The sequence below is a fragment of the bacterium genome (assembly GCA_030018315.1).
Lineage (GTDB): Bacteria > Hydrothermota > UBA3073 > JACQXS01 > JAGMCI01 > JASEGA01.
The window spans coordinates 1-22,485 of record JASEGA010000025.1; the positions used below are offsets into that span (position 1 = coordinate 1).

Annotated in this window: 28 protein-coding genes, 1 tRNA gene and 2 pseudogenes; 26 read left to right on the plus strand and 5 right to left on the minus strand. The window is 38.1% G+C overall.

Going from position 1 to position 22,485, the window contains the following annotated elements; genetic code table 11:
• Positions 1–516 (minus strand): hypothetical protein (locus tag QMD71_08000; protein MDI6840771.1); only part of this gene is annotated, 516 nt, incomplete at its 3' end.
• Positions 517–693: 177 nt separating this feature from the next.
• Here QMD71_08000 and nikR point away from each other — a divergent pair.
• The 12 genes from nikR (at position 694) to QMD71_08060 (ending at position 7,832) form a co-directional block, all read left to right on the plus strand.
• A complete protein-coding gene (gene nikR / locus QMD71_08005) occupies positions 694–1,113 on the plus strand; it encodes a nickel-responsive transcriptional regulator NikR (protein ID MDI6840772.1) in 420 nt (139 codons plus the stop codon).
• Positions 1,114–1,175: 62 nt separating this feature from the next.
• Entirely contained in the window at positions 1,176–1,511 is a 336-nt protein-coding gene (locus QMD71_08010; GenBank protein MDI6840773.1) for a hypothetical protein, read from the plus strand.
• Between the two features lie 62 nt (positions 1,512–1,573).
• Complete coding sequence (locus tag QMD71_08015) at positions 1,574–1,765, plus strand: hypothetical protein (GenBank protein MDI6840774.1); 192 nt, start codon at positions 1,574–1,576, stop codon at positions 1,763–1,765.
• Between the two features lie 15 nt (positions 1,766–1,780).
• Complete coding sequence (locus tag QMD71_08020) at positions 1,781–2,038, plus strand: hypothetical protein (protein MDI6840775.1); 258 nt, start codon at positions 1,781–1,783, stop codon at positions 2,036–2,038.
• Between the two features lie 139 nt (positions 2,039–2,177).
• Positions 2,178–2,360: a hypothetical protein gene (locus tag QMD71_08025; GenBank protein MDI6840776.1), complete on the plus strand. Its 183-nt coding sequence runs from the start codon at positions 2,178–2,180 to the stop codon at positions 2,358–2,360.
• Between the two features lie 92 nt (positions 2,361–2,452).
• A complete protein-coding gene (locus QMD71_08030) occupies positions 2,453–3,625 on the plus strand; it encodes a TonB-dependent receptor (GenBank protein MDI6840777.1) in 1,173 nt (390 codons plus the stop codon).
• Positions 3,615–4,400: a metal ABC transporter substrate-binding protein gene (locus QMD71_08035; GenBank protein ID MDI6840778.1), complete on the plus strand. Its 786-nt coding sequence runs from the start codon at positions 3,615–3,617 to the stop codon at positions 4,398–4,400. The genes QMD71_08030 and QMD71_08035 overlap by 11 nt, the downstream gene beginning before the upstream one ends.
• A complete protein-coding gene (locus tag QMD71_08040) occupies positions 4,393–5,166 on the plus strand; it encodes an ABC transporter ATP-binding protein (GenBank protein MDI6840779.1) in 774 nt (257 codons plus the stop codon). The genes QMD71_08035 and QMD71_08040 overlap by 8 nt, the downstream gene beginning before the upstream one ends.
• Positions 5,167–5,177: 11 nt before the next feature.
• Positions 5,178–5,618, plus strand: coding sequence for a metal ABC transporter permease (locus QMD71_08045; protein MDI6840780.1), 441 nt, complete (start codon positions 5,178–5,180; stop codon positions 5,616–5,618).
• Positions 5,619–5,623: 5 nt separating this feature from the next.
• Positions 5,624–6,004, plus strand: a complete 381-nt coding sequence (locus QMD71_08050) for a metal ABC transporter permease (protein MDI6840781.1) — start codon at positions 5,624–5,626, stop codon at positions 6,002–6,004.
• Positions 5,991–6,572: a class I SAM-dependent methyltransferase gene (locus QMD71_08055; GenBank protein ID MDI6840782.1), complete on the plus strand. Its 582-nt coding sequence runs from the start codon at positions 5,991–5,993 to the stop codon at positions 6,570–6,572. Before QMD71_08050 ends, QMD71_08055 begins: the two co-directional genes overlap by 14 nt.
• Positions 6,573–6,776: 204 nt before the next feature.
• Entirely contained in the window at positions 6,777–7,832 is a 1,056-nt protein-coding gene (locus QMD71_08060) for a transposase (protein ID MDI6840783.1), read from the plus strand.
• A gap of 219 nt (positions 7,833–8,051) precedes the next feature.
• Here the strand turns inward: QMD71_08060 and QMD71_08065 are convergent, their stop codons facing one another.
• The gene (locus tag QMD71_08065; protein MDI6840784.1) at positions 8,052–8,597 is read right to left on the minus strand and encodes a Gx transporter family protein; all 546 of its coding nucleotides are present in this window, start codon (positions 8,595–8,597) and stop codon (positions 8,052–8,054) included.
• A 136-nt stretch (positions 8,598–8,733) separates the two neighbouring features.
• Positions 8,734–9,264 carry a D-glycero-beta-D-manno-heptose 1,7-bisphosphate 7-phosphatase gene (gmhB, locus tag QMD71_08070; GenBank protein ID MDI6840785.1) on the minus strand — a complete coding sequence of 177 codons (531 nt, stop codon included), beginning with the start codon at positions 9,262–9,264 and terminating at the stop codon, positions 8,734–8,736.
• A 245-nt stretch (positions 9,265–9,509) separates the two neighbouring features.
• Between gmhB and QMD71_08075 the strand changes: the two genes are divergently transcribed.
• From QMD71_08075 to QMD71_08115, 9 genes and pseudogenes are all read left to right on the plus strand, one after another.
• Positions 9,510–9,869, plus strand: a complete 360-nt coding sequence (locus QMD71_08075; GenBank protein MDI6840786.1) for a hypothetical protein — start codon at positions 9,510–9,512, stop codon at positions 9,867–9,869.
• 2 nt (positions 9,870–9,871) lie between these two features.
• Positions 9,872–10,567, plus strand: coding sequence for a hypothetical protein (locus tag QMD71_08080; GenBank protein ID MDI6840787.1), 696 nt, complete (start codon positions 9,872–9,874; stop codon positions 10,565–10,567).
• 42 nt (positions 10,568–10,609) lie between these two features.
• Positions 10,610–10,774, plus strand: a pseudogene (locus tag QMD71_08085) (RNA-binding protein).
• 257 nt (positions 10,775–11,031) lie between these two features.
• Positions 11,032–11,237, plus strand: a pseudogene (locus QMD71_08090) (methyltransferase domain-containing protein).
• Positions 11,238–12,138: 901 nt separating this feature from the next.
• Positions 12,139–13,419, plus strand: coding sequence for a tetratricopeptide repeat protein (locus QMD71_08095; protein MDI6840788.1), 1,281 nt, complete (start codon positions 12,139–12,141; stop codon positions 13,417–13,419).
• Positions 13,420–13,462: 43 nt separating this feature from the next.
• Positions 13,463–14,191 carry a dihydroorotate dehydrogenase electron transfer subunit gene (locus QMD71_08100; protein ID MDI6840789.1) on the plus strand — a complete coding sequence of 243 codons (729 nt, stop codon included), beginning with the start codon at positions 13,463–13,465 and terminating at the stop codon, positions 14,189–14,191.
• Between the two features lie 211 nt (positions 14,192–14,402).
• Positions 14,403–14,675, plus strand: a complete 273-nt coding sequence (locus tag QMD71_08105; GenBank protein ID MDI6840790.1) for a S1C family serine protease — start codon at positions 14,403–14,405, stop codon at positions 14,673–14,675.
• A gap of 260 nt (positions 14,676–14,935) precedes the next feature.
• Positions 14,936–15,841 (plus strand): dihydroorotate dehydrogenase, encoded by a 906-nt coding sequence (locus QMD71_08110; protein ID MDI6840791.1) that lies wholly within the window; start codon positions 14,936–14,938, stop codon positions 15,839–15,841.
• A gap of 21 nt (positions 15,842–15,862) precedes the next feature.
• Positions 15,863–16,798 carry an ROK family protein gene (locus QMD71_08115; GenBank protein ID MDI6840792.1) on the plus strand — a complete coding sequence of 312 codons (936 nt, stop codon included), beginning with the start codon at positions 15,863–15,865 and terminating at the stop codon, positions 16,796–16,798.
• Between the two features lie 82 nt (positions 16,799–16,880).
• Here QMD71_08115 and QMD71_08120 read toward each other — a convergent pair whose 3' ends face one another.
• Positions 16,881–17,003: a hypothetical protein gene (locus QMD71_08120; protein MDI6840793.1), complete on the minus strand. Its 123-nt coding sequence runs from the start codon at positions 17,001–17,003 to the stop codon at positions 16,881–16,883.
• Between the two features lie 86 nt (positions 17,004–17,089).
• Entirely contained in the window at positions 17,090–18,556 is a 1,467-nt protein-coding gene (locus tag QMD71_08125) for a T9SS type A sorting domain-containing protein (protein MDI6840794.1), read from the minus strand.
• 589 nt (positions 18,557–19,145) lie between these two features.
• On the opposite strand from QMD71_08125, the gene QMD71_08130 reads away from it, so the two are divergent.
• The 5 genes from QMD71_08130 (at position 19,146) to groES (ending at position 22,483) form a co-directional block, all read left to right on the plus strand.
• Complete coding sequence (locus QMD71_08130) at positions 19,146–19,313, plus strand: DUF5678 domain-containing protein (protein ID MDI6840795.1); 168 nt, start codon at positions 19,146–19,148, stop codon at positions 19,311–19,313.
• A gap of 122 nt (positions 19,314–19,435) precedes the next feature.
• Complete coding sequence (locus QMD71_08135) at positions 19,436–21,502, plus strand: ribonucleoside triphosphate reductase (GenBank protein MDI6840796.1); 2,067 nt, start codon at positions 19,436–19,438, stop codon at positions 21,500–21,502.
• Between the two features lie 89 nt (positions 21,503–21,591).
• Positions 21,592–21,668: transfer RNA gene (locus QMD71_08140), tRNA-Val, on the plus strand.
• Between the two features lie 14 nt (positions 21,669–21,682).
• Positions 21,683–22,183, plus strand: a complete 501-nt coding sequence (locus QMD71_08145; protein MDI6840797.1) for a BCAM0308 family protein — start codon at positions 21,683–21,685, stop codon at positions 22,181–22,183.
• Positions 22,184–22,195: 12 nt separating this feature from the next.
• Positions 22,196–22,483 (plus strand): co-chaperone GroES, encoded by a 288-nt coding sequence (gene groES / locus QMD71_08150; GenBank protein ID MDI6840798.1) that lies wholly within the window; start codon positions 22,196–22,198, stop codon positions 22,481–22,483.
• Positions 22,484–22,485 lie beyond the last annotated feature (2 nt).

Genomic DNA, 22,485 nt, shown 5'->3' on the forward strand with positions numbered 1-22,485 from the left:
CTTAAATCTCTCGTTGGGTGTTTCCTCGGTAACCCAATGCTTATGATTATCATTCCACCACTCTATCCGCTTCCTTAGCCATTCATTTGCCTCAGAAAGAGTCCTTATATTGTTAGCCCTAAACTCTTTTATCAGCCTATCCTGAAACATACGGAATGGTCTCTCCACTTTGCCCTTACTGGGTGCATCATGTGGAGGTGTATGAAGCAATAGTATCCTGAGTTTACTCAATGCCATGTCTATCTGGGTATGGACTTCATCAGGGTCTTTATGATAATCAAAGTAAAGCGAAAAGTTCCTCTTGTTGTACTTGAATTTAGAGTCGTTATCTGTATAAAGAGCCCGAAATACTCCATATTTCTCTACTACTCTCCTTAATGCAAGCATATTCTCCCATGTGGTGTCCCCTTCGACTAACTTCCCGGCAAGGAATTTTCTTGAATGGTCATCTATAATGAGGATAAGTCCAAAATACTGATCTATATCAGGTAGCCATTTATGCCAAGATGTATCCATCTGCAATAGTTCCCCGGGTTTCTCTTTCTCGAATCTTTTTCTTGCTCTTTTCCTTTCGGCCAAAGAATATACCATATTTTCAGCGATAGAGGACATTTTACCTGAAAAAGTAACAAAAATTAAATTTTTTTCTTGACATCCGTAAAGCGTATTATAATATTTAAAAAAGTGCCACATATGAGTGAGATAGTGAGATTTGGGGTATCTTTGAATGAGAAGCTTTTGAAAGAATTTGACAGATTTATTGCCAGCAAAGGGTATACGAATAGGTCAGAAGCAATCAGAGACCTTATAAGGGAAAAGTTGGTTGAGCGAGAGTGGGAAACGGGGGAAAAGGAAACAGTTGGGACAATTACTATTGTCTATGACCACGAAACAAGAGAACTTTTAGAAAAGCTTACACATTTCCAGCATCAACATCTGGATTTAATAATCTCTACCACCCATGTTCATCTGGATGAGCACAATTGTTTAGAAGTACTGATTGTGAAAGGAAAAGGAAAGAAGATAAAGGATATTGCAAATAAACTAATAAGCACAAAGGGCGTAAAACACGGTAAACTGATTGCTACTACAACAGGCAAAGAACTGGCATAAAAAATTTTAGGGAAGGGTGCTACTATTTTTAATTTTGTGCTATAATTTAAGGGGGTTGAAAAATGTGTGGGTTAGTTATTTTTGTGTTGTTGGGTGCAAGACCCCTTTCTACTGATGATGCTTATGTAGATAGAGGAAAGTTTGAATTAGAATTTGGGTATGAATTTAAGGAGCATATTTGTGAGTTTTCTCTTAAGCCCGGAATAACTGAACGATTAGATTTTGCTATTGCGCTTCCGTATCTTATAAAGCCCCAACAAGAAATAGGAATTGCTGGGATTTGTATTAAGTATTCTCTTTTGGATGAAGGGAGTAAAATAGCCAGTATTTCTGTAAGTTTCGGTAGTGAATTGGGGGCGGATAAGTATGCTCTTAATGGGGTTATGAGCAAAAAATAAGAAAAGTGTTATTGCATTTGAATTTCGGGTATGCAACGAGCACTATTACTCAGTGTGGGGCAGTGGAACTTTCTTTATCAGAAAAGTTCACTCCTGTAAGTGAAGTTGTTTGTGAAGACAAAAAATTAACAGAAATATTAGTTGGGGCGAATTTTCAAGCTTTTGCTGGAATAATCCTTGATTTTGGGATTGGCAGAATGTTTAATGAAGAAACGCAATGGAGAAGCACATTTAGATTAACTTATGAATTTTAGAGAGGAGGTGAAAATATGTGTGGGATAGTGGAAAATCTGAATACGACAGCTCTTACTTGGGTTTTGCCAGGTTTTTTGCTTTGCTGGTCAATACCGACAGCAGCCGCAATAATAGTATCTGCTGTGAGAAAAACTCGAAAAGGGGAAATTGAAAGTTTATGGCTCACTCTTTTACTATTTGGGGGCGCTATTTTTGGAGTAATAGACCATATTTGGAATAAAGAACTCTTCCTAATAGGACCAGAGCCATGGAAAGATATTGGATTTTTGTAGCCTGGGGTATAATAGTCGCTGTAGCGAGAGCCAAAAAAAGGATAGCAACAGAAGTAGGACAGGCGCAAAAGTAATTCATTTCTTAGAAAGAGCAAAAGCGTTCCGATAAATCGGGACGCGATAATAAAAGGGGGTAAAGATGTTTAAAAAAAGATTGTTGGTAATTGGGCTTTTCTTAAGTTTTGTAGAGAGTGGACTAAGCGAAGAGGTGAAAAAAGACACATTAAGGCTCTATTATCTTGATGAGGTTGTAGTAACTGCAACACGCATGGAGAGGGCGGTTAAGGACATTAGTATCAGGCAAGACATGGGGGCAATTTAGGTAAATTAAATTATTATCTCACAGGAGATAAGCGATTAAGTGATGGTCATCTGCCAAATTCTGCATATGATGGCAAAGACTTAACTGGTAGGTTGGGGTATGAGATTACAAGTAATATAGGAGTGGCTTTCACAGGTAAATACTTTGATGGCTATAAGGAAGAGCCGCTCCGAGCAACTGACCCGGATACTCTTATCTCAAATACTTGGAATGACTATAAAAGAGGAGCATTAGATTTGAGTTTTGATGGCAAGTGGGGAACTATTAAGGGATTAACTAAGTTTTATCGCAACTTTGGTGAACATAAATTTTCCAATGGCTGGCACTCCAAGGACTTTACAAATGGTGCATTAGTTCACAGTTCAGCAGAATTATTTTCAAATAATGAACTTACTCTGGGAGCAGAATTCAGACAGCAAGGTGGAGAGAGACTTTCAGAGCAAAAGGGGAAATGGGAAAAGAAAGAATATGCAGTATTTTTCCATGATGAACTCCGATGTATCAGAGAGAAAGCAATTCTCAGTTTTGGGGGTAGATACAACTATGATGAGATTGCAGGAACTGAACTTTGTCCACAAACTGGATTAGTTTTACATTTAGTAGAAGGCACTATTCTGCGAGGATTGGTGAACAAAGGGTTTAGGAACCCACAAATTAATGAACTGTATTTGTTTCCCTCATCTAATGATAAACTTAAAGCAGAAAGAGTTTGGAACTATGAGGTAGGACTTAATCAGCGTCTCATAAAAGGAGTAAGTCTTGAACTCGCAGGTTACATTATGAAAGGGGATAATGTTATTCAACTTGAAAAAAATCCCACTCCACCTTCAAGGTTTAAGTTTCAGAATACAGGTGAGTTTGAATTTAAAGGGATAGAGACTGGTGTGAATATACAGATTGGTAATAAGTTCACGGGCCGAACTTATTATACTTATCTTAACCCGGGTGAAAAGACCTGTGGCAGAGCAGGGAATAAATTTGATGCGACGATAAGATACTCACAAAGAAAGCTTACTTTCTCTGCCTCCGGTCAATATATTAGCAAATACTATGCGGATGACAGTTGTAAAGCACAGATTAATGATTATTATGTGGTCAACACTAAACTCATTTATAAACTCCTCTCTAATCTTCGTGCTTTTATTGGGGTTGATAATCTACTGGATACAGAATACTCTTTTTATGTTGACCTTCCCGGTGGAGCGGCGGGTCTTTATCGAATGCCAGGAAGAGCATTTACTTTGGGAATGACATTTGAATATTAAACCTGTCTTTCTAATATTCCTACTCGTTGGTTGTAGTAGAGAACCAAATACGCCTTCACTAAAGATAGGAGCTACTACTTCACTGATAGGTGTTATTTTACAGGAAATAGGCAAAGAGAAAGTTGATGTTGTGACTATTGTTCCATCTGGAATGTGTCCCGGGCATTTTGATGTTAAGCCGGGTGATATAAAAGATTTGCAAGATGCAAAAGTTATAATGAGTCATGGATATGAAGAATGGATAGAGAATCTTTTAAATTCTATGAACATAGTGAATAAACCTTTGAGAATTGAAGGTAATTGGATGGTTCCTGAAGTTCATAAAATTGCAGCTAAAGAAATAACTAAGATACTGACAGAGATTAGTCCGGAGAACACAAATTTTTATCTGGATAACTTAACTGATTATGAGAAGTTAATTGATTCTTTTGCTTTGGAAGTGAGTGAGTCCACTAACACTTTTAAAGGTATAAAAGTTATCTGTTCTGAACACCAAGCAGAGTTTTTAGAATGGCTCGGATTTAATATAATTACTACTTATGGGAGACCAGAAGAGCTAACTCCCAAGGAAATATTGAACATAGTAAATATAGGAAAAAAGGAGCAAGTGGATATAGTGGTTGATAACTTACAGAGTGGGGGGAAGGGCAGTAGAGAAATAGCAAATGAAATTTCTGCAAGGTATACGGTTCTCACTAATTTCCCTTTAGATAAATCTTACATTAAAGCTTTGAGAGAAAATATAAATAAGCTTGTGCAAGCGATAAGTGAATAATGTTATAGAGATAAAGGACCTCACTGTTTCCTATCGGGAGAATGTAGCGCTAAAGAGTATAAGTTTAGATATAAAAAAAGGAACTTTTATTTCAGTTATCGGTCCTAATGGAGCAGGTAAGACAACACTACTAACAGCAATCAATGGATTGGGTAAAATTCTATCGGGGACGGTCAAAATCTTCGGCAGAGCCATAACTCCATACAATGTATCTTATATTCGCAAGAAAATTGGCTATATGCCTCAAAAATTAGCTATTGACCCCCGCTTTCCTATATCAGTAGAGGATACGATAAAGATTGGAAGATTTGGTAGAGTTGGTATATTTCGGAAGTTAAGTTATAGAGATAAAGAGATTGTTCAATCTGCGATGAAGGTTGCAGGAATAGAGAATTTGGCAAAGAGACCAATCGGTCATCTTTCTGGTGGTGAGGGGCAAAAGGTAGCATTAGCTCGTGTTTTAGCCCAGGAGCCGGAAATTATGTTATTAGATGAACCAACGGCTAATTTAGACCCTAAATCTCAATCAGAGATTATTAACGTGCTGGATAAAATATATGAGAAGCAAAAAATAACGATTATATTTGTAACTCATATATTGAGTCATATTCCAAGTTCTTGTAAAGAGGCAGTTCTAATGAAGAAAGGTTCGATCATATGGAATGGTGAGGTTGGAATGATTAATAAAGAACTTCTTTCTAATCTTTATGATTACCCTGTAACAAATGTTGTAGATGCAGGTCAGGAGATCCGCATCTACCCTTGAGGTAGTATTGTATGTTTGAAGTATTGCAATATAAGTTTATACAGAAGGCACTGCTTGCAGGATTATTTGGTGGGGCGGGTTGCGGAGTCATCGGCGTATGGATAATACTCTTAGGCATACCATTTGTTGGAGTTGCTATGTCGCATGCGGCATTTGCGGGTGCAATATTTGGACTTCTTTTTAATATTAATCCACTCTTTATGGCTATACTTTTTGCGCTTGTTTCATCCGCTCTCGTTGGACCGGTAGCCGAGAAAGCAGATATTGACATCAATATCTCGCTTGGAATAATTTTCTCTATTTTATTAGGAATTGCGTTTTTAGGAATGGGGCTACTTAAAGGACCGAAGACAGAAGCTTTGAATTTTATCTGGGGTAATATTTTGCTACTATCAAAAAGTAATCTTATCCTTTTAATAACAATAGTCACTTTAAAATCTTTCTGTTCTTAATTCTTTTGTTTAAAGATATTTCAGCTATTCTCTTTAATAGAGAGATTGCTTGTGCGGTCGGAATACCTGAAAAAATAATATTCTATACTATGCTCTTTCTCTCAGGAATGACAGTAGCCTTGAGTTTAAATACTATAGGCGGACTTTTAATATTTAGTCTTATAGTTAATCCACCATCCGCAGCATACCAATTAACTTATAATTTAAAGATTATGTTCGTTTTATCGGCAATCTTTGGTGTAGGGTCTTGTATGTTAGGACTCGTATTTTCTTATATTTTTAATGTTCCGACAGGAGCTGTAGTTATCATTGTCTCGTCGGTGATTTTTGGCTTAAGCCTGATCTTTTCTCCCAAAAGGAGGGTTAAAAGTTATGAGTCACCGTGAGTTTTTTGAAAGACTGGCTGAAGATTGGGACCAACGACAGATAGAGGAAACCAAGTTAAAGAAAATTATTGAAATAGCTAATATCGGGAGAGGTGAAAAAATTCTTGATGTCGGTAGTGGAACAGGGCTACTTTTCCCTTTATTAAGAGAAATAGAAAGTGATGTCGTAGCAGTGGATATTTCTTTTAATATGTTAAAAAAAGCAATAAAAAAGTCCTCTCATTCTGTTCTATGTATTCAAGGAGATGCAAGTGCTCTCCCTTTGATGAATGCTCTTTTTGATAGGGTTATATGCTTTGCCTCCTTTCCTCATTTCGCTCACAAAGAGAGTACACTGCGGGAAATAGTGAGAGTTTTAAAACCCAGTGGTAAGATTTTAATTGCTCATTCATCAAGTAGAGAGTCTATAAATGCTATGCATAGAGAAATTGGTGGAGTGGTGAGTAATGATTTTATCCCGGACGAAGAAGAAATGACTTTTCTGCTCAAAAAAGTTGGATTTAGTGATATTGTTATTGTTGATGTCAGTGATTTTTATTTAGCAGATGCAATTAAATCCACTATTTAATTTTATCCTTGAGCTAATAATAGAGTCTGCTGAAAAACTCATTAGATAAATCAAGAAAATAGAAGGACGATCGGAAATTTTTTGACAAAAAATGTTTGATTTACTTAATTTCCTATACTAAAGTAATGTATGGTTTAATTTTCTCTTTTCCAAGAAGAAAAAAGACCGCAAACTATAGCCCCACCCAAAACCAAGAGGTGCAGAATGTATCATAAAGAACTATCTAAATTGAACTTCGGACTCTATGGCCCATTTAAAGTAATAGAAAAACTCAAAGAAGATGAGCCACTCCTCCGAATAAAACCAATCTTGAAACAAGTTCAGGGTGATGAGCTCACAGAAAGATTAGAAACTAAAATGGGAGCATATTACTCACCAAATGAAGGTAGACCTGCATATCCAATAAAGAAGTCACTCGGGATGATACTTATCCAGCACCTATACTCTATACATAGCGATAGAATAATTCGTAGGCTATGCTTAACTGATGCCCTCTTTCGCCACTTTATAGGATGCCACTCATTTGAGGATCTAATCCCGGATGATACTACGCTCGGTAAGTTCCGTAAGAGGCTTGGAGAAGAGGGATTCCGTGAAATATTTGATGAGCTCGTTAAATTAGCTTTGGAAGCTGGGCAAATAACTCCTTTTAGAATAATTGATGCCACCCACATAAATGCAATAGGCAAGAAACTGGGAGTCATCAAGTTTATTACGGAAGGGATAAAGCGTGTGATAAAAGAGATGCTTATGAAGAATGAGGAATTTGCGAAGAGGCTAAAGGAAGAATTTCAATCATTAAAGATAAAGACCAAAAGAAGTGCGAGGAAGATAGGCAAGCGGTTTATTAAGGAAGTCTCCAAACTCAAAGAGATGTCCCAAAAGGCAAGGAAAGTAATAGAGGCAATGGAGTTATCTCTTGCAGGTGAGCCTATGGTAAACTATACGGATACTGAAGCGCGATGGGGATATAAGAGGGATGACTTTACATTTGGTGGTTACAAGGGTGAAATTTTACCCACAGAAAAGGGGTTCGTAACTGGGTTTAGAGTATTGTCTGGCAATAGGAATGAGGGCAAAGATATAAGTCCGCTTATTGAGGAAGAGAAGAGGCGTGGTATAAAGCCCAAAGAGGCAGTGGAAGATAGGTTATATCCGTCGGCTAAGAATTTTAAGTACTTGAATAAGGAAAAAAATAATGGTGTCAAGTCTGATTTTTTCTCTCTGGAATTTAGAGCTAAAATTAAAATGAAGAAATAAAATATTGTGGTTGATAGAAAAAATACAAGAGTCAATAAATGAGAGGGGCAGAACCATAAATATGGGCTCTGTCCCCTTCGCTGTCCTTTCGCCCTTCATGTTTTAACATTTGTCCCACTTTTAGGCAGGTCAGGAGACCTGCCTCTACCCCGGTTAAAACAAGTCTAAACGGCTCGTCGTCGCCTTATCCTACAATTTGGGCAACCACAAGGGTTACCCCTACAATTTTCTCATCTCATCTGACAGTGTCCCTTCAGAAACTACTTGTTTAAAGTGAGGTTCAAGTATCTTCTTTAGATATATTGCACCTATACCTGTTATACTGCCTGTGATAATAGAGAGTAAAATGAAAACAGGTAACAAGTAAAATATTTCGGGTCTCTTAATGTATATAAGATAAGCAACATAAAGCTGAACTATATTATGGGTAAGAGCTCCTATTATGCTGACCCCTATGAGGCTGAAAACCCTCTTCCCAATGTTGTAAAATAGCCACATCGCGCCTGTACTTGCTATACCACCTGAAAGGCCGAATAAGAAAAATGGTGTTATGAATGTACCAGTTAATAGTGAACCCACGCCTGTTCTTAAGATAGAAACGAGTAGTCCATACTTTAGGCTAAAAATTACAATCACACATAATACAACTGCATTTGATAGTCCTAATCGTAGCCAAGGTAAAGGCTTTGGAATAATAGTCTCAATTGCATAAATCCCTATTGCAATTCCTGTAAGAAATGAAAGTTTTGAACTAAATGTGTTCATTTGCAACCACCTTTAAGAATAGCATTTGGGTCAGGAGACCCAAAACTACCCTACTTCAATCCCGCCCCTATGCATAGGGGCGGGACTTCGCTACCGCTTGCAATGACGACTCTTGTGGTAACCACAATGGTTACTACTACGATTGTGAGCATATCCAATTGGCTGCTTCAATTAAGTCTTTAGCTACAAAATTTGGTGTCACTTTTTTACCTGTCTCTTTTCCGTGGCCTGTCATAACTAACACAGTACGTATACCGGCTGCTTTACCGAGTTCTATATCCTCAAGCTTATCACCAATTATATATGAATCTTTCAAACTGATATCAAATTCTTTCTTCGCTTGCTCAATCATTCCAGTTTTAGGTTTTCTGCATTCACAGTTATCTTCTGGTTTATGAGTACAAAAATACAGCTTATCTACACAGGTACCGTTATGTTTAAGAAGGTTAAAGAGTCGCTGGTTGACCATTTTTAAAGTCCGGAGTGAAAAATATCCTCTACCCACGCCTGATTGATTTGTAATGATAATAACTTTAAATCCTTTAGCTCTAAACAATTTAATAGCTGATACTGCACCCTGTAGAAGCTCAACTTTTTCAGGCTCAGATATATATGGTAATTCTTTAATGATAGTTCCGTCTCTATCCATAAATATGGCGCAGTTCATATTACTAATTATATTATATCTATGGTTGGGTGTCAATTTTTTAAGTGTTAACTTAAAAAATTTATAATCAATAAAATCCCCAATAATTTTACCCCTTGTTTCCTCTGTATTATCAACCTTCTGCAAGAATTAAAAGAAAATAATAATTTTTGGGGCTCCTAAATCTGCTTGTAGCTTGATGTAAAAAATTAAGAAAAATTAAGAATGAAGTAGAAAAGTGTAGAAAATATATTTAAATGACGAATATGTGGCTTAAAAATTATCCAGTAGAATTGAGTGGTACGCTCAAAATGAGTAAGAGGCAGGCTAAAGAGTTGTTTAACTTTGACCTTAAAATGGGTGCTAAAGGGATAACCTTCTGTAGAGTGAGGGCAGGCAAGATTTATATGAAAAATTACTATCCTTCATCTCATATTGTAAACACAAAAGAAAGGAAAGCCCGTTCCCATATATTTAGCATACTCAGTAAAATAGGGTCGGCTCACATGGACGACCTTATTCATCCTGTATGGGACCCAATAGCTAAGAAAAAGAATTACCTAGGTGGCTTCCATTTATTTATGGCTACAAATATGAGGCTACTAACTAACTCTAAATCCAAATAAATATGGCTAGGTATTACCGTTCACCTTTAGGCATAATACGTGGCAAGTTAGGTCCGTTCCTGTTCACATCCCACAAAGGCAAAGCTGTAGTAAAGATGTTGCCTCCAAAAGAAAAGTTAAGAAGAGATGATATTCCTCATATAAATGAGCGGTTCATATTTTCGTCTCTTGGCTACTTGTTTAAAGTACTTAATCCAATTATTTATCCTTACTGGAAAGATTATGCTACCCACAAGCGGCCGTTCTCTGAATATGGTCTATTTATGAAATATAACTTACCCCCTCTTTACACTTCTATCCCGGATAAGCAAAAGCTATTGTCTCCTGATAACTACCCTAATATAAGCCACATCAGCCTCACTTATGGTGGCTATTTACAGGACAGGTCTCAAATCACATCTATCTCATATGAAGCTGGGGTAATAAATATTAACTGGAGTCCTATCATCTGTGGCAACGGTAGACCTGACGATGTAGCTCATATTATTGTCCTATACTGGGAGTCAGAAAGAATAAGTAAAAAGTTTGCCGTTGAAAAGCAATGGAAAAAAATAAGATTCTGGTACCTTAAAGCTAAAAGATGCGATGGCTGTATAAGTATGGAAGTGGAGAGAGGACTATCCCCAAATTATATAACAGCTTTCATTTTCTTCACAAATGATAGGTCATACTCACAAAGTATCTCTGCAACTATATAATATCCACGTGAAGCTACTGAGGATGATATCCGAGAGGCATTTAGAGCTTTTGGCTTTGTTGAGATGTCCACCGATGCTGGGGCACGGCCTGCTATCTCAGGTTTGAACGGCAAGCAGTTTAATGGAAGAGCTCTCACAGTAAACGAGGCTCGTCCTCGTTCTGAGGGTCGTGGTGGAGAAAGGAGAGGCGGCGGTCGGCGTTTTTGATGAGCATTGTGTAGACATAACTGAAGTAGCAACTTCGTATAACACAACATGAAAGGTTTGTCCCGACAAGGTCAGGGTCACCCAAATCCCGACAAGTCGGGACTTCTTTTATCTGCAAGCCGTTAAGTGAGATTGCTCTTCGCCTGCTAAAAGGACTGAAGATGGAGAAGGCAAAGCAACTTAGGAGCTGATTGAAAATGGAAAAGAAAAAATAAAGGAAGCAGTGAGAAAAGGCTATGCTAAAATAGTCAAAAATAGAAGGTGAGACCGTTCTTGACCTTGGGTCAGGTGCAGGCTTTGATTGTTTTCTTGCTGCTAACAAAGTTGGAAAGGCTGGAATAGTTATATCGGTGTTGACATGACTCCAGAGATGATTGAAAAAGCAAAAGAAAACGCTAAGAAAGGCAAATATGAAAATGTAGAATTCAGACTCCCTATAGAGTGTATGGTTAATGACCCAACTGCAAAGGCAATTATTGAGAATTTAAAGGTACCGACTAAAAATTTAAATGAGGTTGCTAATTCAGTTGTGAGCATAAAAGTTTATGGCGTCAAGCCAAACAAAACAATATAGAAAAAGTGGCTTCTGGGGGTAATATTGATGTCGGGTCTCATTTTTTACTTTTATTGAACAACTGGAGAACAAACTTAGCTTCCAGAGAAGAGACCGGAACAAGGAACGACCCAAAAATATTGATGTAAGGTTATGAAATATATGAAGTTGGGCAGAACTGACACCATCTTCATTAACCGCAGATAGACACAGATTTTGGTTGACAATGGGAAGGATTGATTTAGTATAGAAAATAAATAAAATTTTTGTGAGAGAAGACGCTAATGTCTCGTCTCATTAATCCTTTTCATTATCCTCTATCACCGTCTTGGACAGAATATATTGTGGGCTTTTTGTCCAGACAAAAGGATTAGCGTTTTCATTGTGTCGTTTTATAAAGGCTTTAATCTTCTCAATTAGCTCATCAACACTCCGAGAGTATAGCGGGACAGATACCACATTTTAAAAAGAGAAATGATTAATAATAGGGTACGTCCCTATATTTGCCTGTATTTCAGATTTCAAATTTCAGATTAATGGGTTGAGGGTGCTGTTTCCATATTTTATTTCAGATTCCATATTTCATATTTCAAATTTTTTGGCTCTCCCAAGTTAAATAATCTGTTTCATTGTTTGACAAATCTTGTTGTACTTTTCTCCATTGATTTATTACATCTCTATTAATCATAGTGTGTCAACTGTTTTTTCTTGACACTGGATTTATGCGGTGTTATGTTTATAATAGATGAACAAATACCTACTTCTTTGCAACACCATCGTTGTTGCACTCCATATTATTTGTTTATGATAGATGAATAAATACTTACTCCCATTCTTATGTATTTTGGGGTGTGCTTATTATAACACTTTTTATAATGCAAAAGATTACTATCAAAAGGCAATAAAAACTAGCCCCCCTAAACAAGACCTGCTTGATAAGTCTATACAGAGATGCGAGAAGATTGTAAAGTATTATCCAAAATGTAAATGGGTACCTGATGCCATATTCCTGATGGGTCAATGTTTTCTAAAGAAGGGTGAATATGAGCTTGCTGAGCGTAAGTTTAAAGAGCTTATTGAATACTATCCAAGACATCGGTTATCAAATACGGCTCGTCTTGAACTTGGCAGGACTTACATAAGAAAAGAGAGTTATAGTGAAGCAATAAATGTACTTAAAGAAGTCAAAAAAGGTAGGGAGGAGGCAAGTAAATTGGTAGTAGATGCATATTTTCTGTCTAAAGATTATCAAAATGCGATAAAATTGGGTAAAGAGTTTATTACTGGCTTTTCAAAATCCAAGTTTAAAGGGGAGGTGCTGACAAGGATAGGCAATTGTTATGATTCGTTAAAGTTATTTGAAGATGCTATTAAATATTATGAGGAGGCAGTAAAACTTGGATATGATAGATTTGAGCTCGGTCTCTCAATAGGAAACGATTTACTCGCCCTAAATAAGACTGATGAGGCGTTGCAGAAATTTATTAGCTTAAGAGAGTTTGTTAAAAAGAAAGCAAAAGATACATTAGAACTGAAAATAGCCAACTGCTACAGGAGATTGAGGCAGCCTGAAAAGGCAATTGAAATATTAGAAGGAGTTAAAAGTTCACCTCTTGCCTTATACGAAATGGGTATGATATATGAAGAGGATTTATTTAACTTAGATACTGCGCAAGTATATTATGAGAATGTGCGAAAGACTGCTACTTCATCTGAGCTTGCAACCGATGCATTGTTAAGGTCGTCAAGGATTGGCAAGCTTGCTGAATACAGAGAAAAGGTGCAGGATTCGACTCAAGCTGCGGATGTAGTGAAGACGCAGTTTTTGCTTGCTGAGTTGTACTGGGTTGAGTTCAAGAAAGTAGACGATGCTATCCGTGAGTATGAAAGGGTGGTACATGATTTTCCAGAGAGTGAGTATGCTCCAAAGGCGGCTTATTCTATTGCATGGCTTTATGAATATAACAAAGATAAAAAAAAGGCAATAGAATACTATGAGAGGGTGGAGAGAGCTTTTCCTGGTACTGAATATGCGGAATCGGCAAAGAAAGCTATAATGAGGTTAAAAGAGGGGGATAAAAATGATGAATGATTGAGAGTCTAAAAGTATAAGAGTGTGATGAATGAGAAAAAAAATGAGAGTAGTAAAGAATGAATGTTTAAAGGGAGGCATTTTTTTATTAACAATTGAAGACAAGGAAATCGCAACAACTTCCGAGCCTGGTCAATTTGTGCATATCAGGGTAACGGATAATTACATACCTCTCTTGCGTCGGCCGTTTAGTATTCACTGTATAGAAGGGGACACATTCAAGGTACTCTATAAAGTTGTAGGTATAGGGACGAAGCTACTTTCAAGTTATAAATCTGGTACTAAACTTGACATAATTGGGCCGCTTGGTGATGGGTTTGATACTTCTAATTATAGAAGGCTAACCTTTGTAGCCGGTGGTATAGGTGTAGCTCCATTATACTTTCTTGCAACTTGTAATAAAGATAAGAATTTAACTATACTTATAGGGGCAAGTACTAAGGAAAAAGTCCTATGTGAAGCTGAGTTTCGTGAACTTGGTAATGTTATAGTTGCAACAGAAGATGGCTCTTATGGGGTGAAGGGTGTTGTCACAGATTTACTTACCACTGTGGAAAAACCTGATCTCCTACTTGCTTGTGGTCCTTCTCAAATGCTCAAATTCATAAGGTCTTATGTGTTAACCCATTCTATACCTTGCCAGTTATGTTTGGAGCAGCACATGGCTTGTGGTATAGGTGTCTGTTTAGGTTGTGCAGTGAAGTCAAAGGATGGGTATAAACATGTATGCAAGGATGGGCCTGTGTTCTGGGCAGATGAAGTAGAAATATAAATGATGAATGGGTAGGAGTCTAAAAGTGAGTAATTGGTTGATTTTTGGGTGTGGATTAGGTAAAATCTTAAGAGTGCTTTTTGTCTATAGCGTGTGGAATGTCAGGCGACATTATTTATGGGAGGTAGCAGTATAAAAAATTGTCGTGTGTTTTTAGTGTCCTTACTTGTATTTATTTTCTTTGTTATTGGTTTTTCACCCCAATATTCATGTGCTGGAAAGCGCCCATAGGGCTGAGGTTAAGACATTAAATAATAAAGTTTATCCTGTAAAGAGTGTTGTAGCAGAGGATAGGGAGGCAGACCTCATTAGGCTTTCTGTGGATATTTCTCAGGAAGTTGTGTCTCCTCTGTCAGTAAGCACTTCTATTCCCGAAGTAGGCGAGCGAGTTAGAGTAATTGGTGTTCCGTTAGGACTTGAACAAACAGTTTCTCGGGTTAGAGGAGACGGAGCCCGTTTTTTTCAAGCTCACAACCGAGCCTGATGTAACAGTCTATTTTATGCCCAATCAGGATGACTGTGGTGGTACAAATAAATAAAAACATTTGACTTCTCTGGAATTTAGAGCTAAAATTAAAATGAAGAAATAAGATATTGTGGTTGATAGAAAAAATATAGGAGTCAAGGAGAGAGGTAGAACCATAAATATAGGCTCTGTCCCTATCCCTACCTATCCCCTTAATTAATAAGAGAACGAAAGAAGTTAATGAAAACTTGGTGGATGGTTTCTGTATTTTTCGGTCTATGGTAGATTTAAGTATTAAGATAGGTAGTCTTGTGCTAAAGAATCCTGTTATGTTGGCGTCGGGGACTTGTGGGGCAGAGTTGGCAAAGTTTACAGATGTTGGTGAACTTGGTGCAATAATAACGAAGTCAATAACTCTTGAGCCTGTTATTGGCAATGCTCCACCAAGGGTCGCTGAGACTGTAGGCGGTATGCTTAATTCAATAGGGCTTGAAAATCCTGGAGCTACAGAATTTATAAGAGAAAATTTACCAGATTTCTTATCGCTTGGTCTACCTGTGATTGTGAGTGTAGGTGGTAAGAGTCAGGCTGAATATGTTGAAGTTGTGGAAAGATTTGACCCAACTGCTGTAAGTGGGTTTGAAATAAATGTATCGTGTCCAAATGTTGAAGAAGGTGGGATTGAGTTTGGTAAAGATGCAAAAGTTGTAGAGGCACTAACACAAAAGATAAGAAAAGCGGTCCAAAAGCCGATAATAGTGAAACTATCACCAAATGTACCTGATATACAGGCTTTAGCTATAGCGGCTGAGCGTGGTGGAGCAGATGCTATATCACTTATAAATACAATTTATGGACTTAAAGTCAACCTTGAGACGAAAACTTCAGACCTCGGTGGTATAACAGGTGGGCTATCAGGGCCTTGTATAAAGCCTGTTGCCCTTTACTATGTATACAAAGCAAGTCAGGCATGTAAAATTCCAATTATAGGGGTTGGTGGTATAATGGATGCAGGTGATGCGTTAGAGTTCATCGTTGTAGGTGCGAGTGCAGTAGAAATAGGGACTGCTAACTTTGTGAATCCGAATGCCGGAGTAGAGATAGTTAATGGGATAAAGGATTACTGTGAGCGGTGTGGAATTAAAAGTGTAAAGGAGCTAATTGGGACAAGGAGATTTAAATAAATGACGAATGACTAATGGCGAATGACGAATAATATAGATAAAGTTGTAGGTGTAGATGTAGGTGCTACTAATATAAAGGCAGGAGTGGTAGTAAATCCTCCTAAAGTAGAAACATTTTTAGAAGTTGGTACACAGGCTGATAATATTGTTAACCAGCTTGTAGGTATTACAAGTGAGCTTAAAGCTGATGCTGTAGGAGTTGGTATAGCTGGGCTTGTAGGTAGTGGGATAGTTTATTCTTCACCTAATCTGCCTGGGATAAGAAATTTGAAGTTAAAGAAATTACTTGAAGCGAGGCTCAAAATTCCTGTGTCAGTAACTAATGATGCGAACATGGTCGCACTTGGTGAATGGCAGTATGGGGCTGGTAAAGGGATGCATAATTTACTTCTACTAACATTGGGGACAGGAGTAGGTGGAGGTATAATAATTGATGATAAGTTATATACTGGGGTTGGGTTTGCAGGTGAAGTTGGTCATATAACTATAGACCCTGATGGTCCACCTTGCAGGTGTGGCAATTATGGGTGTCTTGAGAGTTTTGTAGGTAGTGAAGCTATTGTGAAAAGGGCACTACAAGGGATAAGAGTTGGGGTTGAGACATTGCTTACTACGCAGTATCCTGTGGAGAAGTATCATGAAATGACAGCTGAGGTTATTTCAAAAGTAGCTTATAATGGAGATGCGTTTGCGAGGTCAATAATTGAAGAAATAGGCAAGTATCTTGGTATAGGGATTGCCAGCCTTTGTGCAGTGTTAGACCCGGATATGGTTGTGATTGGGGGTGGTGTGTCAAAGGCGGGTGAAATTTTATTTACAAAAATAAATGAAGAAGTAAATAAAAGGCTTTATTTAAGAAAAAAGGTTAAAATACTACCTGCTTCTCTTGGTGACTATGCTGGTATATTGGGAAGTGCGGTTTATATAAAATCAAAAATCAAATATGTATATCGTTAAGTTCGTTTGGTTCGTGAATGGTCATTTTGACTTATAGGTTATGTGTAGAAAATCTATATGTAAAGTTATAAAATATAAGAACTTACGGAGAACTGACACCATTACACCCACTCAGTGTATCAGGCTGTGCATGTAGGGGGTCAAAATTTTGAACCCCTACAACTGCCACAACCATACATCCCCAAACTCCTAAAAATGAACGCATCTCTCCTCCTATCCCGCAAATCATTCATAATCTGCGTTTATCTGCGGTTCCAATGTTCTCCCTAACTACTGACTACTATCTACTAACTACTTAATAATCGTAAGCTTTCTCGTTGCCTTGAACTTCCCTGCCTCCATTTTCACAAAGTAGATGCTATTTGTGAGTTCCTCAAGATTTACCGCAATCTCACGATAGCCTGCACTGACTCCTATAGTCTTTACCAACTTGCCTGAAAGGTCGTAAATCTTCAAACTGACTCTTTCTCTTTCACTAACCCCTAACCACTGAATCCTAACCCCTGTAGTGGCTGGATTCGGATAAACCTCTAATCTCCAATCTTTAATCTCTAATCTCTCATTTCTTTCTTCTATTCCGCTTTGCTCTTTTCCTACCCTTATAAGATAGACATCCTCCAAGCCCACACCAAAAGAATTTGTACGTCCTGCAATTATAAAGCCTCCTGATGCACACTCTTGAACAGACTCGCCCCACTCAGAGCCAGTTCCTCCATAAGTTTTAGTCCATAAGGTATCACCCTGTGCATCTGTCCTTATAAGCCAGACATCACGCCCGCCAGCACCAAAAGACCCTGTCCATCCTGCAATTATAAAGCCTCCTGATGCACACTCTTGAACAGAAAAGCCCCACTCAGAGAAAAGTAATTCTCCATAAATTTTAATCCATAAGGTATTACCCTGTGCATCTGTCCTTATAAGATAGACATCCTCGCCGCCAACACCAAAAGAACGTGTACGTCCCACAATTATAAAGCCTCCTGATGCACACTCTTGAACAGAAAAGCCCCAATCAGTGTCAGTTCCTCCATAAGTTTTAGTCCATAAGGTACCACCCTGTGCATCTGTCCTTATAAGATAGACATCATCCTCGCCAGCACCAAAAGAACGTGTACGTCCTGCAATTATAAAGCCTCCTGATGCACACTCTTGAACAGAATAGCCACACTCCCACTTAGTTCCTCCATAAGTTTTAGTCCATAGGGTATCACCCTGTGCATCTGTCCTTATAAGATAGACATCCCCCCAGCCAGCACCAAAAGAACATGTCTCTCCTACAATTATAAAGCCTCCTGATGCACACTCTTGAACAGAATAGCCACGATCATGGTCAGTTCCTCCATAAGTTTTAGTCCATAAGGTATCACCCTGTTCATCTGTCCTTATAAGATAGACATCATCCCAGCCCGCACCAAAAGAATTTGTATGTCCTGCAATTATAAAGCCTCCTGATGCACACTCTTGAACAGAAGAGCCCCCATCAGAGCCAGTCCCTCCATAAGTTTTAGTCCATAAGGTACCACCCTGTGCATCTGTCCTTATAAGCCAGACATCACGCCCGCCAGCACCAAAAGAATTTGTATATCCTGCAATTATAAAGCCACCACCCGCACACTCCTGAACAGAAGAGCCCCCATCAAAGCCAGTTCCTCCATAAGTTTTCGTCCATAGGGTATCAGGGGCCTGTGCAAAAAGTGATGCTGTAATCAGGCAGTAGCAAGCTACTGCACTCCAGATTACTCCTATAGATTTACGCATCTTCTCCTCCTTTCTCCTAGAACTGAAACTATCTTAATAATAGCTTAATTATAAATTGAATCCTCTACCTGTCAAGAAAAATCTATTCCAAAAAATTTCCCTTTACAAAAAATTCCATTATAACCTCTTTCTCGCAGTAGCTCGTAACCAATTTATATTTAGCATCTGGGTAATAGCATACATTATGCGAATGCAACTCTCTGCATTGGGAAATATATTCATTAGAGCCTTATCAAAATCATAGTAATGAAGACAAGAAAATAAGTCCTCTCCCTTCTTTTGTGAAAGGCTGGATTGCAGCCGTAGAATCTGAGAGTAGCAAGTACATTCTGGGACACACTCTTTATAAAGCGAATGACAGCGAATTTAGCGAAAGAATTTTTTGTGATAATGAATGAGAAATCCAAAACAAAAGGAACCATAGAGGTCACAGAGCAAAGATATGATGAATAAAATCTGGATGATAAATTTCAAATTCCAGATTTCAAATTTACCTCAAAGTTCTTAGTTTTGTAAAATAATTTAACATCAATCTGTCTACTCTGTTTTTAACTTGACAAACTGCAAAAATTGAGTATATAATATAATCTTGATTATTGAGACAAAAATTGGGGGTAAAAAATACAAAGGAAAGTGGGTAGCTTTAACCCAAGACGAACAAAATGTTATCTCCTTGGGTAAAACAGCAAAAGAGGCTCTCAAAAAGGCAAAGAAAGGAGGATTTGACATTCCTAAAACAGACAAGGAGTTTGAGTAGGAAGCCCTATACTTAAAAAGAAAAGTTCAAATGACAAATGAGATTGCTTCGCTTACGCTCGCAATGACATTTTAGAAAAGCTAAACTGTTACATGAAATTTTAAATTATATTGGAGGTAAAGATGTTAGATAAGATAAAGAAGAGGGATGGGAGGGTGGTTCCTTTTGATAGGAGTCTTATAACTGAGGCTATATTTAAGGCAGCGAAGGCAGTTGGCGGTGCTGATAGGGAGCTTGCAGATAAGCTTTCTCTTGAAGTAGTTAAATTACTGGAGTCTACAATCTATCGTCGTATCCCGACTGTTGAGGAGGTGCAGGATTTAGTAGAGAAGGTGTTAATTGAGCGAGGACATGCTAAGACTGCGAAAGCATATATTCTTTATAGGGAAGAGCATGCAAGGATAAGGAGGGCGAGAGCAATTCTTGTAGATGTAGCTAAGACTATAGATGGCTACCTTGAGTTCACTGATTGGCGTGCAAGAGAGAATGCGAATGCCGATTTCTCTTTTTCTGGCTTGATGATGCATGCGGCTGGTTCAGTTATTGCTAATTATACACTTGATTCACTTTATTCAAAAGAGGTATCCGAGGCTCATAAGAATGGCGATTTCCATATACATGACCTTGGTATGGGGATTGCTGGTTATTGTGCGGGCTGGAATTTGAGGCAGCTTTTGGCAGAAGGGTTTAATGGAGTAGAAAGAAAGGTGGAGGCGGCGCCACCGAGGCACTTTGAGACTGCACTTGGACAGCTTGTTAATTTCTTAGGCACATTGCAAAATGAGTGGGCCGGAGCTATGGCGTTTAATTCGTTTGATACATACCTTGCACCGTATGTCAGGAAAGATAACTTAACAGAGGCTGAAGTAAAGCAGTCAATTCAAAGGTTTGTGTTCTCTTTAAATGTGGCATCAAGGTGGGGTGGTCAGACTCCGTTTTCTAACCTTACATTTGACTGGGTAGTTCCGGATGACCTTAAGAACGAAAAAGTAACTGTGGATGGTGAATATCAATCAAAATTTGGTGTCTACGGTGAATTTCAGCCTGAACTTGACATGATAAATCGTGCGTTTATTGAGGTTATGATAGAAGGTGACCGAAATGGTAGAGTATTTACATTCCCTATCCCAACTTATAATTTGACAAAAGATTTTAGCTGGAGTTCAGCTAATGCTAAACTATTGTTTGAGATGACAGGCAAATATGGGCTACCGTATTTTGCAAATTTTATAAACTCAGATCTTAATCCAACAGATATTCGTTCTATGTGCTGTAGATTACAACTTGATTTAAGAGAACTCAGAAAGAATGTGACTGGCGGGTTATTTGGGTCAAGTGAATCTACAGGTTCAATAGGGGTGGTCACTATTAATATGCCAAGGATTGGATACTTGTCAAAGAGTGAGGACGAATTCTTTGACAGGCTTTCGCATCTCATGGAGCTTGCAAAGGTATCACTTGAGACTAAGCGTAAACTTGTCTGGCGAAATATTGAGTCCGGTCTATTCCCATATACAAGACGCTACCTGAAGACATTGCGTAACCATTTCTCAACAATTGGGCTTGTTGGTATGAATGAGGCTTGTCTTAATTTTATTGGTAAAGATATTGGAACACGGGAGGGGCGAGATTTTGCAAAGAAAGTGTTAGAGTGGATGCTTAAAAAACTTCAAGACATCCAAGAGGAAACAGGTAATTTATATAATCTTGAAGCTACACCTGCAGAAGGGACAGCTTATAGACTTGCTAAAATAGATGCACAAAAATTTACTGATATTATTACTGCAAGTAAATCTACCCCTTATTACACAAACTCAACACAGCTACCTGTCAACTACACAGACGATATTTTTGAAGCATTTGAGCTACAAGAAGAGTTACAAACTTACTATACAGGTGGAACTGTTTTGCATGGATTTATTGGTGAGGAGATAAGAGATCCTGCTGCCTGTGCCCTACTTGTAAGGAGGTTAGCAGAGAACTTCAGGCTACCATATTTTACTATTACACCTACGTTTAGTATATGCTCTAAACATGGTTACATATTAGGAGAACATGATAAATGTCCCAAATGCGGTAATATTGCAGAAGTTTACTCAAGGGTAGTAGGATATTATAGGCCGGTTATTAATTGGAATGAGGGGAAACAAGAAGAGTTTAAAGATAGATTAGAGTATAAAGTAGCGTGAGACTATTATTCTCATCTCAAGAGATGTTCATTTTTGGGGGTACAAAAAGGCTTGACAATTTTAGAATTAATATTATAATTAATATTTATGGGTGAGTAGCTCAGATGGTGAGAGCGCTTCCCCTACAAGGAAGAGGTCACAGGTTCGAATCCTGTCTCGCCCACCAAAGAGCTGTTATTTATGAGGAAAAGGGAACATCCAATGAGAGGAGGGCGTGGTCATTGTGATGACCCATATGCATTAATTCGAGGTTATAAGGAGCCAACTGTATGCCCAAATTGTGGGCTTGTATTTCATGAAAAGAAATGGATTAGAAATCAAGAGTTTTCAACTAAGCTTAAAAATGACCGTAGCACTCACTACGAACTATGTCCTGCTTGTAGGGAGATTAAAGAACACTACCCTATGGGAATTGTAAGACTTAAAGGAGACTTTTGGAAAACTCATAAAGGGATGATTGAAAATTTAATTCGTAATGAGGAAACTCGAGGGATGGATAAAAATCCGTTGGAAAGAATCATAAGTATAAGAGAAGAAGGAGATACATTACTCATAGAGACAACAAGAGAAAGTCTTGCAAGTAGGATTGGTAAGGTTATGAAAAGGGCGTGTAAAGGAAACCTTAAATACGAGTTCTCAAGAGGCGAGAAACTCGTAAGAATAGAGTGGTCGAGAGATTAGAAAGGAGGGCGTATGAAGATAAAGCCACTTGGTGATAGGGTTCTTGTTAAGAGACTTGAACCTGAAGAGAAAAGGAAAGGTGGTATAATTATACCCGATACTGCAAAGGAGAAGCCGCAACAGGGAGAAGTAGTTGCTGTTGGGCCTGGCAAGCTTGACGAAAAAGGTAATAGGCAGAAACCGGATGTTAAGAAGGGTGACCGTATACTGTTTGGTAAGTACGCTGGGAGTGAGATTGAAATTGACGATGTAGAATATTTAATAATGGGAGAGGACGATATTTTAGGGATTATTGAATGAAG

Bases quoted from the DNA above. Each gene is read 5' to 3' on its own strand.
- nikR (MDI6840772.1), top strand. From the start codon at position 694: ATGAGTGAGATAGTGAGATTTGGGGTATCTTTGAATGAGAAGCTTTTG.
- QMD71_08010 (MDI6840773.1), top strand. From the start codon at position 1,176: ATGTGTGGGTTAGTTATTTTTGTGTTGTTGGGTGCAAGACCCCTTTCT.
- QMD71_08020 (MDI6840775.1), top strand. From the start codon at position 1,781: ATGTGTGGGATAGTGGAAAATCTGAATACGACAGCTCTTACTTGGGTT.
- QMD71_08025 (MDI6840776.1), top strand. From the start codon at position 2,178: ATGTTTAAAAAAAGATTGTTGGTAATTGGGCTTTTCTTAAGTTTTGTA.
- QMD71_08045 (MDI6840780.1), top strand. From the start codon at position 5,178: ATGTTTGAAGTATTGCAATATAAGTTTATACAGAAGGCACTGCTTGCA.
- QMD71_08055 (MDI6840782.1), top strand. From the start codon at position 5,991: ATGAGTCACCGTGAGTTTTTTGAAAGACTGGCTGAAGATTGGGACCAA.
- QMD71_08060 (MDI6840783.1), top strand. From the start codon at position 6,777: ATGTATCATAAAGAACTATCTAAATTGAACTTCGGACTCTATGGCCCA.
- QMD71_08065 (MDI6840784.1), bottom strand. From the start codon at position 8,597: ATGAACACATTTAGTTCAAAACTTTCATTTCTTACAGGAATTGCAATA.
- gmhB (MDI6840785.1), bottom strand. From the start codon at position 9,264: ATGAACTGCGCCATATTTATGGATAGAGACGGAACTATCATTAAAGAA.
- QMD71_08075 (MDI6840786.1), top strand. From the start codon at position 9,510: ATGTGGCTTAAAAATTATCCAGTAGAATTGAGTGGTACGCTCAAAATG.
- QMD71_08080 (MDI6840787.1), top strand. From the start codon at position 9,872: ATGGCTAGGTATTACCGTTCACCTTTAGGCATAATACGTGGCAAGTTA.
- QMD71_08095 (MDI6840788.1), top strand. From the start codon at position 12,139: ATGAATAAATACTTACTCCCATTCTTATGTATTTTGGGGTGTGCTTAT.
- QMD71_08100 (MDI6840789.1), top strand. From the start codon at position 13,463: ATGAGAGTAGTAAAGAATGAATGTTTAAAGGGAGGCATTTTTTTATTA.
- QMD71_08110 (MDI6840791.1), top strand. From the start codon at position 14,936: ATGGTAGATTTAAGTATTAAGATAGGTAGTCTTGTGCTAAAGAATCCT.
- QMD71_08115 (MDI6840792.1), top strand. From the start codon at position 15,863: ATGACGAATAATATAGATAAAGTTGTAGGTGTAGATGTAGGTGCTACT.
- QMD71_08120 (MDI6840793.1), bottom strand. From the start codon at position 17,003: ATGCGTTCATTTTTAGGAGTTTGGGGATGTATGGTTGTGGCAGTTGTA.
- QMD71_08125 (MDI6840794.1), bottom strand. From the start codon at position 18,556: ATGCGTAAATCTATAGGAGTAATCTGGAGTGCAGTAGCTTGCTACTGC.
- QMD71_08135 (MDI6840796.1), top strand. From the start codon at position 19,436: ATGTTAGATAAGATAAAGAAGAGGGATGGGAGGGTGGTTCCTTTTGAT.
- QMD71_08145 (MDI6840797.1), top strand. From the start codon at position 21,683: ATGAGGAAAAGGGAACATCCAATGAGAGGAGGGCGTGGTCATTGTGAT.
- groES (MDI6840798.1), top strand. From the start codon at position 22,196: ATGAAGATAAAGCCACTTGGTGATAGGGTTCTTGTTAAGAGACTTGAA.